At 64.2% G+C, this 12,980-nt stretch carries 8 protein-coding genes; 4 read left to right on the plus strand and 4 right to left on the minus strand.

Going from position 1 to position 12,980, the window contains the following annotated elements; genetic code table 11:
• Positions 1 to 30: 30 nt before the first annotated feature.
• From ACP7EG_RS19630 to ppc, 3 genes are all read right to left on the minus strand, one after another.
• Positions 31 to 1,170 (minus strand): HAF repeat-containing protein, encoded by a 1,140-nt coding sequence (locus ACP7EG_RS19630; protein WP_426088960.1) that lies wholly within the window; start codon positions 1,168 to 1,170, stop codon positions 31 to 33.
• Positions 1,171 to 1,225: 55 nt separating this feature from the next.
• Positions 1,226 to 3,022 carry a PAS domain-containing sensor histidine kinase gene (locus ACP7EG_RS19635; RefSeq protein ID WP_426088961.1) on the minus strand — a complete coding sequence of 599 codons (1,797 nt, stop codon included), beginning with the start codon at positions 3,020 to 3,022 and terminating at the stop codon, positions 1,226 to 1,228.
• A gap of 177 nt (positions 3,023 to 3,199) precedes the next feature.
• Positions 3,200 to 6,040, minus strand: a complete 2,841-nt coding sequence (ppc, locus tag ACP7EG_RS19640) for a phosphoenolpyruvate carboxylase (protein WP_426088962.1) — start codon at positions 6,038 to 6,040, stop codon at positions 3,200 to 3,202.
• 243 nt (positions 6,041 to 6,283) lie between these two features.
• Here ppc and hemC point away from each other — a divergent pair, with 243 nt between their 5' ends.
• From hemC to ACP7EG_RS19660, 4 genes are read left to right on the plus strand one after another with little or no spacing between them, the layout of a single operon-like run.
• Positions 6,284 to 7,288 carry a hydroxymethylbilane synthase gene (gene hemC, locus ACP7EG_RS19645; RefSeq protein ID WP_426088963.1) on the plus strand — a complete coding sequence of 335 codons (1,005 nt, stop codon included), beginning with the start codon at positions 6,284 to 6,286 and terminating at the stop codon, positions 7,286 to 7,288.
• Positions 7,281 to 8,063, plus strand: a complete 783-nt coding sequence (locus ACP7EG_RS19650; RefSeq protein WP_426089119.1) for a uroporphyrinogen-III synthase — start codon at positions 7,281 to 7,283, stop codon at positions 8,061 to 8,063. Before hemC ends, ACP7EG_RS19650 begins: the two co-directional genes overlap by 8 nt.
• Positions 8,060 to 9,220, plus strand: a complete 1,161-nt coding sequence (locus ACP7EG_RS19655; protein ID WP_282408573.1) for a uroporphyrinogen-III C-methyltransferase — start codon at positions 8,060 to 8,062, stop codon at positions 9,218 to 9,220. The genes ACP7EG_RS19650 and ACP7EG_RS19655 overlap by 4 nt, the downstream gene beginning before the upstream one ends.
• 4 nt (positions 9,221 to 9,224) lie before the next feature.
• Positions 9,225 to 10,421 (plus strand): heme biosynthesis protein HemY, encoded by a 1,197-nt coding sequence (locus ACP7EG_RS19660; protein WP_426088964.1) that lies wholly within the window; start codon positions 9,225 to 9,227, stop codon positions 10,419 to 10,421.
• 74 nt (positions 10,422 to 10,495) lie between these two features.
• Here the strand turns inward: ACP7EG_RS19660 and ACP7EG_RS19665 are convergent, their stop codons facing one another.
• The gene (locus ACP7EG_RS19665) at positions 10,496 to 12,922 is read right to left on the minus strand and encodes a membrane-bound PQQ-dependent dehydrogenase, glucose/quinate/shikimate family (protein ID WP_426088965.1); all 2,427 of its coding nucleotides are present in this window, start codon (positions 12,920 to 12,922) and stop codon (positions 10,496 to 10,498) included.
• Between the last annotated feature and the right edge of the window lie 58 nt (positions 12,923 to 12,980).

Raw genomic sequence — 12,980 nt, forward strand, 5'->3', positions numbered from 1 at the left:
TCTTTTTTTTCGTCCATCCGTAGCGTTGGCTTACATGAAATGCGTGCGCGCGCCCAGCAGGCCCATGCGATAGTTGCGCTGCAATTTGTACAGCACCACGCCGCTGGCGGAGATGAGAATGGTGATGAGCAGCCAGTCCAATGGATTGCTGCGCTGCGGTGCGGGCGCCGCTTGCGACGGTACGGCGAAGGCCTGGAACTTGTGCCCCGTGTAGATGGCGCCGACCACCAGGCCCGCATCGGTGATCTTGTTGGTCAGGTACAGGCCGTCGTCGCGGCGGCGTACCGTCATCACGCCTTCCTTGTAGACAAAGGTCATCGGCTCAAAGCCTTTGATGCTGACGCTGCCGACGACGTGTCCGGCCGCGTTGACTGCCGTGGCGTAGCTGTCGCCCTGGCCGATCATGGCGCCCAGGTCGAGCATGCGCTTGCCATCCCAGGCAAACGCGTGCCAGCGGCGCTTCTCCGTTTCCGACGCGCCCACGACCAGGCCGGCGTCATTGATGGCGGTGGCTGAACTGATGCGTCCGCCGGGCAGGGTGCCGATTTCCTGCATGCCCGTGCCGGGACGGTAGACGAAGGCGCGGCGGTAGCCGTCGCTGCGCTGCGCCGTGCCGACCACCACGCCATGGCTGTTCAGGCCGCTGGCATAGCTGCTGGCGCCGCCCAGGGTACCCAGGTCCTGCAGGCTGTGGTCGGCTTTCGTGACAAAGGCGTGGAAATCGCCGGCGCTGGTGTCGGCATAGCCGGCGATCATGCCGTCGCGCGTGATGGCCGTGGCATAGCTGCTGGTGCCGCCCAGGGTGTCCAGGTCGCGCATGCCGCCCGCCGCGTCGTAGCGGAAGGCGTGCCATGCGCCGCTGGCCGTTTGCGCCGAGCCGACCACCACGCCATGGGTATTGATGGCCTTGGTAAAGCCTTCATTGCCGCCCAGGGTGCCCAGTTCGCGGATGCGGCCATGCTGATAGGTCACGGCGCGGCGCCGTCCTTCTTCTTCCATGATGATGCCGGCCACCAGGCCGGCCGGGTTCAGGTCGGAAGCGATGCTGCCATTGCCATCCCTTTCACCAAAGCCGCGTTCGGCATACATGGTGGCGCTGGCGGTGGGGATGGCGGCAAGCAGGAGCAGGCCGAGCATTGGGGCAGGGAAGCAGGCGAACCGTGGCGGCATGATAGTTTCCTCAAAGAAAAAACTTACTATACTTTTTTATGTGGAGAAAAAATATTTAATTTGCTACTGTTTTTGCTAATTTTTGTGTTTTGGCATGATCGACATGCTGCTGGCCTGCCTGCCGGGGCAGGTGGATGGCCAGCGCCGTGCCGCGGCCCGCCTGGCTGTCGATGCGCAGTTCGCCGCCCAGCGCATGCACACGTTCGCGTATGCTTTTCAAGCCGAAGGCGGCCCGCTTGCCGTGGTCGCCCGGCTGCATGCCGATGCCGTTGTCGCTGATGCGCAGGACGATGGCGTCCGCATCTTGCGCCAGCGCCACTTCCACTTCGCTGGCCTGGGCGTGGCGCACGATATTCGACAGCGATTCCTGCAGCACGCGGAAGATGGCCGACGTCTGGCGCTGGTCCAGGCCCAGGTCGGGCGCCTCGCTGTCGAGCGTGAGCCGGTAGCGGATGGCGCCACGGCTCTCCATCTGGCGGATCAGCCATTCGGCCGCCGGGCCCAGTCCCAGCTCCAGGGTACTGGGATGCAAGTCATTGATGATGGTGCGCACGGAGCGGATGGTGGCGTCGATGGTGTCGAGCACGCGCTGTGCGTGGCGATGCAGGTGCGGGTGGGTGGTGGCCGTGCGCGCGTGCAGCAGCGACACATCGATGCGCAGCACCATCAGATTCTGGCCCAGGTCGTCATGAATATCGAGCGCGATGCGGCGTCTTTCCTGTTCCTTGATGGTTTGCTGGTGGTCGCTCAGTTCGCGTAATTGCGCCAGGGTGCGCTCCAGGTTTTCCTCGTTGCGCTTGCTGTCGGTGATGTCGACGGCCATGGCGATGATCATCTGCGGCCGTCCTTGCGCGTCAAACACGGGTTTCTTGTGCGTCTGCACCAGACGATTTTCCTGCAACTGCGCGTTCCATACCAGTTCTTCGCGGATCACCACCTGGCGGCTGGCAAACGCTTCCTGGTCGGCCGCGTGGAAGCCCGTGTTCTGATCGCTGGGAAAGTGTTGCAGGTCGCGCCCTTCGGCGATGTCTTGGTGGAGCACGCCCCATTGCTGCTCGCAGGCCTGGTTCATCAGCACGATGCGCGAATCGGCATCTTTCAGGAATAGCGACAGGGGCATCATGGAAATGATGTCCTGCAGCCGCTCTTCGCTGCGCGCCAGGGCCGCTTCCGTTTGTGCGCGCATGGCGATTTCCGCGGAGAGCTGGAGATTGACATCGAGCAATTGGGCCGTGCGCAGGGCCACGCGGCTTTCCAGCTCCGCATGGGCCAGGCTCAACGCGTGTTCGGCTCGCTTGTGTTCGGTGATGTCGCTGGCCAGCACCAGTGCGCCCGTCACAGTGCCGTGCTGGTCGTACAGGCGCCGTCCGCTGAGCATGGCCCAGCGCTGTGTACCGTCGCCATGCTGGTACTGCAATTCGCCCATGCAGCTATCGCTCGCCGTCTGGCGAAGCGGACACAGGCGCAGCAAGGTGGCCTCGTCGTGGAATTCCTCCATGGTGTGGTACAGCAGCTGCCCGGCGGGGACGCCCAGCATGTCGCACAGGCGCTGGTTGACGTACAGGATACGGCCTTGCGCATCCGTTTGCCACATGCCGTCCTGCGCCGTTTCGCTCAGGTGATGGTAGCGCAGGAGGCTGGCGTCCAGTTGCGAACGCGTGCTGGCGAGGTGGGCGCGCAGCCTGCGCATCAGCCACGTGGCCGTGCCGGCGGCGGTCGCCAGCAGCAGGGTCAGCCAGACATGCTCCCAGAAGTCGAGCGCCGGCCAGGCCGCGCCCGCCAGCCAGCCCAGCATGAGCAGGATGAGGGCGGCGCAGGCCGCACTCAGCGTTTCAATCGACCATTTGCTCATCCGCGTCCCTGGCGTCATGGTTGGCCGCTGCGGTATGCATGGGGCCGAAGTGAGGAAGGTGTCAGCCGCTAGTGTAATACCAATTGTTGTTTTATTGAGAATATTTTGCAATTGGGCAAGCAAAAGGGCCGGACCTTGCGGTGCCGGCCCTTGTCTGCCGATGGCAGCCTGGCGCGATCAGCCCGTGTTGCGCAGACCGGCCGCCACGCCGTTGATCGACAGCTGGATGCCGCGGTGGACCCTTTCGTCGATCTTGCTTTCCGCCGACAGGGCGCGGTTGCGCTTGATCAATTCCACCTGCAAGTGGTTCAGCGGGTCGAGATAGGCGAAGCGGTTCTGGATCGAGCGGGCCAGCAGCGGATTGCCCGCCAGGCGCTCCGTGTTGCCGGTGATAAGCTCCAGGCAGCGCAAGGTGTTGCCATGCTCGTCCGTGATGCGCTTGTAGATGCGTTCGCGCAATTCCTGGTCCGCCACCAGTTCCGCATAGCGCGAGGCAATCGCCAGGTCCGTCTTGGCCAGCACCATGTCCATGTTCGACAGCAAGGTGGCAAAGAACGGCCATTCGGCGTACATGGCGCGCAGGGTGGCGATTTTTTCATCTTTCGACGCGCCGTCAGCCTGGTTGATCCATGCCTCGATGGCGCTGCCGAAACCGAACCAGCCCGGCAGCAGCAAGCGGCATTGGCCCCAGGAAAAGCCCCAGGGAATGGCGCGCAAGTCTTCGATGCGCTGGTTGGCCTTGCGCGAGGCGGGGCGCGAACCGAGGTTCAGCTCGGCGATTTCCGCAATCGGCGTGGCCGAGAAGAAATACTCCGTAAAACCCGGCGTTTCATACACGAGGTGGCGGTAGGCGTGATAGGCCAGGTCCGACAGCTGCGCCATGACGGCTTCGAACTGCGCCAACTGGCCGTTGCGGGCCGGATTGGCTTCCTGCGGCGCCAGGCTCGCTTCGAGGGTGGCAGCGACCAGCAATTCCAGGTTGCGCCGGCCGATTTCCGCGTTGGAAAACTTCGAGGCGATGATTTCGCCCTGTTCCGTCAGACGGATCTGGCCGTTGACGGTGCCTGGCGGCTGGGCCAGGATGGCTTCGTAGCTGGGTCCGCCGCCACGACCTACCGTGCCGCCGCGGCCATGGAACAGGCGCAGCTTGACGCCGGCCTTCTGGAAGTCGGACACCAGCGCCAGTTCCGCCTTGTACAGTTCCCAGTTGGACGTCAGGAAGCCGCCATCCTTGTTCGAATCGGAATAGCCGAGCATGACTTCCTGCAACTGTCCCTGCTTGGCGATCAATTGCTTGACCAAGGGCAAGGCCATGACCTCGCTCATGATGCCGGCCGCACGCTGCAGGTCGGGGATCGTCTCGAACAGGGGGATGGCCATCAGCTCGCACGTGCTCTCGCCAGCTTGCCAATCGGTGCGCAGCAAGCCCGTTTCCTTTTGCAGCAGCAACACTTCCAGCAGGTCGGACACGGTTTCCGTGTGCGAAATGATGTAGTTGCGGATGGCCCGCGCGCCGTAGCGCTGGCGGATGTCGCGCGCCGCGCGCAGGATCGCCAGCTCGGAATCCGTTTCCGTGGCGTAGGCGATGTAGGGCGAGTACAGCAAACGCGGCTGGCCCAGTTCGCTCAGCAGCAGTGCCTGCTTGTCTTCCTCGGACAGGGACGTGTAATCGGCGGCCACGCCGCTTTGCGCGAACAGGTCGGCCAGCACGCGCTCGTGCACGTCGGACGTCTGGCGCATGTCCAGCGACGCCAGGTGGAAACCGAAGATGTCGGCCGCGCGCGCCAGCGTGGCCAGGCGCGGACGCACGAGGGCCGCGCCGTGGTGCGACTCGAGCGAGGCGACGATGGTGCGCAGGTCGGCGACAAACGCGGCCGCGTCCGGATAGGCGGCGGCCGGCCCCACTTCCTTGCGCAGGATGTTGGTGGCGCCCAGCGCGCGGGCGGTGGCGGCCAGGCGCGCATAGATGCCGATCAGGGCGCGGCGGTACGGTTCGTCGCTGCGGTGCGGCGAGGCGTCCGGCGACTGGTCGGCCAGTGCCTGCAGTTCGGCGCTCACGCCTATCATCAGGGTCGAGACGGACAATTCCGCGCCCAGCGCGTGCGCTTCGTCGAGGTAAAAATCGAGGATGGTGGTGGCGTGGCGCGCCAGCGCGTGCTGCATGGTGCCGGCGTTGACGTTCGGGTTGCCGTCGCGGTCGCCGCCGATCCAGCTACCCATCTGCACGTAGGCGGCATTGATCGGTTCGATGGTGCCGTCGCCGTTCGGGTACTCGGCGGCGATATCGTCCTCGATGTCGTCATACAGGCCCGGCAGTTCGCGCAAAAAGGTGATGCGGTAGTAGGACAGGGCGTTTTCGATTTCGTCGGCCACCGTCAGCTTCGAGTAGCGCAGCATGCGCGTCTGCCACAGGGTGGCGACGCGCGAGCGCAGCAGCTGCATGTTGGCGTGCCGCTCTTTCGGCGTCTGCGGCAGGTCGCGCTCGGCCAGCAGGCGGGCGATGTCGTGCTCGGCGTCGAGGATGCTCTTGCGCTGCACTTCCGTCGGGTGGGCCGTCAACACGGGGGCGATCAGCGCCTCCTGGAAGAAGGTGTCGACCGTCTTGCGCGGCACGCCGGCGGCGCGCAGTTTTTTCAGCGCGAAGCTGATGCTGCCCTTTTGCGCTGGCGAGCCGGCCAGCAGGTGGGCGCGGCGGCGGCGGATGTGGTGTTGATCTTCCGCAATGTTGGCCAGGTGTGAAAAATAGGAAAAGGCGCGCACCACGGAAATCGTCTGTTCGCGGCTCAGTTCTTTCAGCATGGCGTCGAGTTCCAGCGCGGCGCCGGCGTCCGCTTCGCGGCGGAAGCGCACGGACGTCTGGCGTATGGTTTCCACCACATTGAAGACGGCGTCGCCTTCCTGTTCGCGCAACACGTCGCCCAGCAGGCGGCCCAGCAGGCGGATGTCTTCTTTCAGTGGCGCGTCCTTGTCGGAGCCGGCCGCTGGAACTATTTCTGGTGCTACTGCGTCATTGAGCATAATAAAGAACCAAAGTAAGTGTAAAAGCAAGGGAATGTGGATCGCACCGGGCGTTTGGCCGCAGAGGGGAGGGGGCGCATGATAAAATTTGTGGTCTTCAACATGGACGCTAGCCTGACTTGGCCTTCTAGGCCAAGGGATAACGATTATAGCGACGCCGGGTGCCTTTTCGATATAAATTGATATCGGACGGGCGAATTGGCAACGATAATGACAACGACAGCCACAGCGAAAGAACTTGTTTTGAAAGCATCCGAATTGACCCCGAACGAATTGACTATTCCCGCCCGCCTGGTGATCGCCACGCGCGAGAGCCGTCTTGCCATGTGGCAAGCTGAACATGTGCGCGCGCGCCTGGCCGCCCTGTATCCGCAGTGTAGCGTTGAAATTCTCGGCATGACCACACGCGGCGACCAGATTCTGGACCGCGCCCTGTCCAAGGTAGGCGGCAAGGGCCTGTTCGTCAAGGAGCTGGAAGTGGCGATGGAAGAAGGCCGCGCCGACCTGGCCGTGCATTCGCTGAAAGACGTGCCGATGGAGTTGCCAGAAGGCTACAGCCTGGCCGCCATCCTCGAGCGCGAAGACCCGCGCGACGCGTTTGTATCGAACGATTACGCCAGCCTGGCCGAGCTGCCGCACGGCGCCGTGGTCGGCACCAGCAGCTTGCGCCGCCAGTCGCTGATCGCCGCGCGCTACCCGCACCTGACGATCTTGCCCCTGCGCGGCAACCTCGATACGCGTTTGGGCAAGCTGGACCGTGGCGATTACGCGGCCATCATCCTCGCCGCCGCCGGCCTGAAACGCCTGGGCCTGGCATCGCGCATCCGCGCCGTGCTGGCGCCGGAAGACAGCCTGCCGGCCGCTGGCCAGGGCGCCATGGCGATCGAGATCCGCAGCGGCCGCGTCGACGGCGCCGACCTGGTGCGCCTGCTGGCGCCGCTGAACCACACGGCCACGGCGCAAGCCGTCACGGCCGAGCGCAAGGTGTCGAAGATTTTCGGCGGCAGCTGCCAGATTCCGCTGGCCGCGTTTGCCACCGTCGAGGGCGAACAGATGCGCTTGCGCGCCATGGTCGCCACGCCGGACGGCGCGCGCATGGCCAGCGCCGAGCTCGAAGGCCCGGCCAGCGCACCGGAACAGCTGGGCGAGCAAGTGGCCGAATTGCTGCGCGGCCAGGACGCCGCCGGCATCCTCGCCTCGTGCGCGGTTACACCCGACAACCATGAAGGCCTGGCGCCGCATGCCTGACAGCGTGGTGATCACGCGGCCCGCGGCGCAGGCGGGGCCACTGGCCGCCAAAATTGCGGCGCTGGGCTGGCGCGTGACCCTGCTGCCGCTGCTGGAAATCCACGCGCTTGACGGCGATGACGAATGCGCGCAGCTGCAAGCCGTGCTGGCGCGCCTGATGGAATACGACCTGGTGGCGTTCGTTTCGCCCAACGCCATCGATTGCGTCTTTGCGCACCTGCCCGCCTGGCCGCCAGGCGTGCCGCTGGCCGTGGTGGGCGAGGGCAGCAAGATGGCCTTGGCCGCGCATGGCGTCACGCACGCCAACGCCAGCATCACCAGCCCGTTTGACACGGCGCGCAGCGATTCCGAACATCTGTTGCTGGCGCTGGACTTGCCGGCCCTGCGCGGCAAGCGCGTGCTGATCGTGCGCGGCGACGGCGGACGCGACTACCTGGCTGACGGCTTGCGCGCGGCCGGCGCCGAAGTCGAGTTCGTCACGGCTTACCGCCGCAAGGTGCCAACGCTGACGCCAGCCTTGCGCGCGACCCTGGAAAACCTGTTGCAGCATAATAATGACTGGATCATCACCAGCTCGGAAGCGCTGCGCGGTTTGCTGGCGCTGCTGGGCGAAATGGGCGATGAAAAGATGGCTGTTGCAAAAATGCAACAGCAGCATTTGATCGTGCCGCACGCGCGCATTGCACAAACGGCGGCGGCTCTGGGTTTTGCCCGTGTCACCTTGACAGGATCAGGCGACGCAGGAGTGCTCGCCGCGTTACAATCACGACCATGAACGAAATGCCTACACTCTCCGAACCGAATGCAACGCCTGGCAGCGCCGTGAAGACGGCGCCGCAGGCGGCCGACCAACCTGCTGGCCGCGCGCCGACCTTGCTCGAACAGCTGCAAAAGCCCATGAGCATCGCCGTCATCGTGCTGGCCGTGCTGCTGGCTGCGCAAAGCTGGTCGACCAGCAAGCAGATCCGCAACCTGCGCGAAGAAGTGGCCAAGCGCCTGCAAAAGGGCGATGTCAGCAATGCCGAAACGGGCGTGCTGGCGCGCAACGTGCAAGAAGGCACGAAAGAGCTGCAAATCAAGGTGGGCGCGCTGGAAAACCGCCAGAGCGAAACGCAAAGCCAGCAACTGGCGCTGGAACAACTGTATAACGACTTGTCGAAGAACCGCGACGAGTGGGCGCTGACGGAAATCGAGCAAGTGCTGTCGACGGCCAGCCAGCAGCTGCAACTGGCCGGCAACGTGCCCGGTGCACTGATCGCCCTGCAAAACGCCGACCGCAGCCTGTCGCGTTCCGACAAGCCGCAATTCATCACCATCCGCCGCGCCATTGGCCGCGACATGGAAAAACTCAAGGCCCTGCCCAGCGTCGATTCGACAGGCGTGGCCCTGCGCCTCGATGCCGTGATCGCGCAGATCGACGCCTTGCCGATGCTGTCCGACGAAACGCCGGCTTTGCCGGCCGCGCCGGAAAAGCCGGGCAAGGCCAAGGCCGGAGCCAAGCCCGTGCGCGATGCCAGCGGCAAGCTGGTCGGACCGCCGGCGCCGGAACCGCTGCTGCAAACAGTGCGCGACGGCTTCAATACCTGGAGCGGCGACATGTGGAATGACGTGCGTCAATTGATCCGCATCCGCAGAGTCGATACGCCGGAAGCGCTGATGCTGTCGCCGACGCAATCGTATTTCTTGCGGGAAAACGTCAAGCTGCGCCTGCTGAATGCCCGCATGGCCTTGTTGTCGCGCAATGAAACGGCTTTCCGTAACGACTTGATCGCCGCCCAGGATGCGCTGGCCAAGTATTTCGACACCCGCGCCAAGAGCACGCAGACGGCGCAAGCCTTGCTGCGCCAGGTGCAGGGCAGCAACCTGGCCATCGAAATGCCAACCTTGTCCGACAGCCTGACGGCTGTGCGCAACTACAAAGCGAAGTCCTGAGCCCATGCGTCTATTTCTCTGGTTACTCGCCCTGATGGCCGCGGCGATCGGTATCGCCGTGACGGCCCGTTTCAACCCCGGCAACGTGGTGCTGTTCTATCCGCCGTACCGCATCGATTTGTCGCTCAACTTCTTCCTGCTGCTGCAGGTCGTGCTGTTCGTGCTGCTGTACCTGCTGGTACGCGCCGTGCGCGCCACCGTGCGCATGCCGGCGCAAGTGGCGGCCTACCGCCAGCGCAAGCGTGAGCGCGATGGCAACAAGGGCTTGCGCGAAGCCTTGAAAGCCCTGTTTGAAGGCCGTTTCGGGCATGCCGAGAAGGCTGCCCTGCGCGCCGCCGAGCTGGAAGAAAATGCCGGCCTGGCCGCGCTGATCGGCGCACGCGCCGCGCACCGCATGCGCCAGTCCGAGCGCCGCGACAGCTGGCTGGCCCGTGTCGAAGGCGATGCCAGCCTGAAAACGGCGCGTTTGATGACGGTGACGGAATTGCTGGTCGATGATCACCAGCCGGAAGCTGCCCTGGCCGCCGTGCGCGAACTCAATGCCAGCGGCACGCGCCATATCCACGCGCTGCAATGGTCGCTGAAGGCCGAGCAGCAGGCGAAGAACTGGCCGGAAGTGCTGCGTCTCGTGCGTTCGCTCGACAAGCACCGCGCCCTGCATCCGGCCCTGTCGTCGCGCCTGCGTGAGCTGGCCTACGACCATTTGCTGTCCGACCCATCGCATGATGCCGAATCGCTGATGCGCGTCTGGTCCACCGTGCCCAGCAGCGACCGGGTCAAGCCGTATATCGCCTGCCGCGCCGCCACGGCCCTGAATGCGCGCAGCCTGCACGATGAAGCGCGCCTCGTGTGCGAAGAGTCGCTGGCCGCCGACTGGGACGAGCGCGTCGTGCGCGCCTACCGCGAAGCGGCGGCGCCCGCCGGCACGCCGGCCTTGCTGCTGCAGATCGAGCATTGCGAGCAATGGATGAAACAGCGTCCGCTGGATGCGGAACTGGCGCTGACCCTGGGCACCCTGTGCCTCAAGCAAAAACTGTGGGGCAAGGCCCAGCGCCACCTGGAGCAGGCTTTGTCGGATGCGAACGAGCCGCAAATGGTGCGCGACGCCCACCTGAAGCTGGCGCAGATGCACGATGCCTTGCAGCAGACGGAACAGGCCGCCGCGCATTACCGGCAGTGCGCGCTGGCTACCATCCTGTAAACCATTTCATCAGACGTAAAAAAGCCGTTCAGTGCAGACTGAACGGCTTTTTTTTGCGCTGCTACCTTGCTAATTTACTTCTTAGGTACGGCAGTGCCTTCCGGCAAGGCATACGCGATCAGGGTGTCGCTCATCTTCGTGCCCAGCGAACCGTGGCCGCCAGCCATGACGACGACGAACTGGCGTCCCGACTTGTTCGACACATAGCTCATCGGCGTAGCCTGGCCACCTGCCGGCAAGCGGGCTTTCCAGAGTACTTTACCGTTGCTGACGTCGTAGCCGCGGATGTAGTAGTCGAGCGTGCTGCTGAGGAAGGTCACGCCGCCACCGGTGGTGACCATGCCGCCCAGGCTGGGCACGCCCAGTGGCAAGGGAATCGGCACGGGGCCGCTGTCGCGCGTGGTACCGTTCTTGTGCATCCACACTTTTTTCATGGTGCGCAGGTCGACGGCGGCCACGTAGCCCCACGGCGGTGCCTGGCATGGGAAGCCCAGCGGCGAAAGGAAGGCCTTGATTTCCACGGCGAACGGTACGCCCGTCTGTGGCTGCAAGCCCATTTCGCCGCCCGTGCCGCCCTTGGCCGTCGTTTCGGCGCGTGGCACGAGTTTTTCCAGGAAGCCCATGTAGTCAGGGTTGACGATCAGCAACTGGCGCACGGGATCGATGGCCGCGCCGCCCCATTCGAAGATGCCCAATGGGCCCGGCGAGATGACGGCGCCCTTGCCAGCCGTTTGCGGCGTGAACGGGCCTTCATAGCGGCGTTCCTTGAAGATGATGCGGCAGGCGAGCTGGTCGAACGGCGTGGTGCCCCACATGTCCGCTTCGCTGATATTGCGCTCAGGCAAGAAGGTCAGGGCCGAGAACGGCTGCGTGGGCGACAAGGTGTCGCCAGCGGCAGGATTGCTCGTCGGCACAGGTTTTTCCGGCGCCGGCACGACCAGGCTGCCATCGCGGCGGTCGATCACATAGATGTCGCCCCGTTTTGTCGTGGCAACAACCGAGGGAATTTTGCCTTTTGGCGTGTCGATGTCGACCAGCGAAGGTTGTCCACCGATATCCATGTCCCAGATGTCGTGGTGCACGGTCTGGTACACCCAGCGTACTTTACCCGTCGCCAGGTCCAGCGCGACGATGGCGCTGTTGAATTTCTCGCCATTCTTGTTGCGGTTGCCGCCCCAGGTATCGGGGGTTTCATTGCCCATCGGAATGTACACCATGCCCAGCTTTTCATCGATGCTGGCCACGCCCCACGAGTTGGGCGAGTTGTTGGTGTAGTTCTTGCCTTCAGGGAAGGGCTTGGTGTCTTCCGGCGTGGCCGGGTCCCAGTTCCACAGCAGCTTGCCGGTGACGGGATCGTAACCGCGGATCACGCCCGATGGCTCTTCCGTCGAATGGTTGTCCGTCACGCTGGCGGCGATCACGGCCACGTTTTGCGCCACGGCCGGTGGGGACGTGGGCATGAGGAAACCGCGCTTGATCATGGCCATGTTTTTATACAGGTTGACGACGCCGTTGTTGCCAAAGCTCTTGCACGACTCGCCCGTATCGGCATTCACGGCGATCATGGTGCCGTCCATGGTCGGCGCCAGGATGCGGCGCGGGCATTCCATGCTGGCAGCTTCAGGGGCAGGGTTGTTTTTCGCGCGGCCCGCGTTGACGTCCCAGTACGCCACGCCACGGCAGATCATGTGCTGGTAGCTGGCCGCATCGCGGTTGATCTTCGGATCGTGGCGCCAGATTTCCTTGCCCGTGTCCGGGTTCAGGGCGATGACGATATTGTGCGGCGTGCACAGGTACAGCATGTCATTGACCTTCAGCGGCGTGACTTCGTTGGCGATCTCGCCCGGGTCGCTCAAGCCCTTGAAGTCGCCCGTGTGGTAGGTCCAGGCTTCTTTCAGGCCGGAAATATTCGCGGGCGTGATTTGCGCGGCCGGCGCATAGCGGTCGCCATAGCCGGAGCGGCCGTACGCGGACCAGTCGTTGTGCTCGACGCCGGGCGCCAGGTCGCCGCTGGCGGTGGCGGCCATGTTTTCGACCGGCACCTCGCCATGCAGGTCATGGTAGTCCTGGAACAGGGCGATGACGCCGGCGATGACGGTCAGGGCCACGGCGGCGGAGAGGGCCGTCTTGCCCGCTTGCGGCTGTTTCTCGGCGGCGGGCGGGGCCAGGCGGCGGCTGACGAAGGGCAGCAGCAGCCAGACGGCGGCGGCAAACCAGATGTCCAGGCGCGGCAGCAATTGCCACCAGTCGAATTTCACTTCAATCACGGACCAGATGAGGGTGGCGATCAGCAGCAGCGCCATGAACGCTTGCGCGCTGCGCTTGCCTTTGAAGAGGAGCACGCCTGCGATCAGCATGCCGATGCCGGCCAGCAAGTAGTACCAGGAGCCGCCGAGGGTGGCCAGCCAGATGCCGCCGCCCAGCAGGGCGAGGCCGAACAGAACGAAAATAACGCCGGTGACCTTTAATAAAGGACCGGGCCGGAAAGAGGGAATCATCATATTCCTTTTTGCAAGGATTTATCGGTGGCGCGTTGATGCGCCATATTGAATTCAGGGA

Source organism: Janthinobacterium sp. PSPC1-1 (assembly GCF_049897625.1).
In the GTDB taxonomy this organism is placed as follows: domain Bacteria; phylum Pseudomonadota; class Gammaproteobacteria; order Burkholderiales; family Burkholderiaceae_D; genus Janthinobacterium; species Janthinobacterium tructae.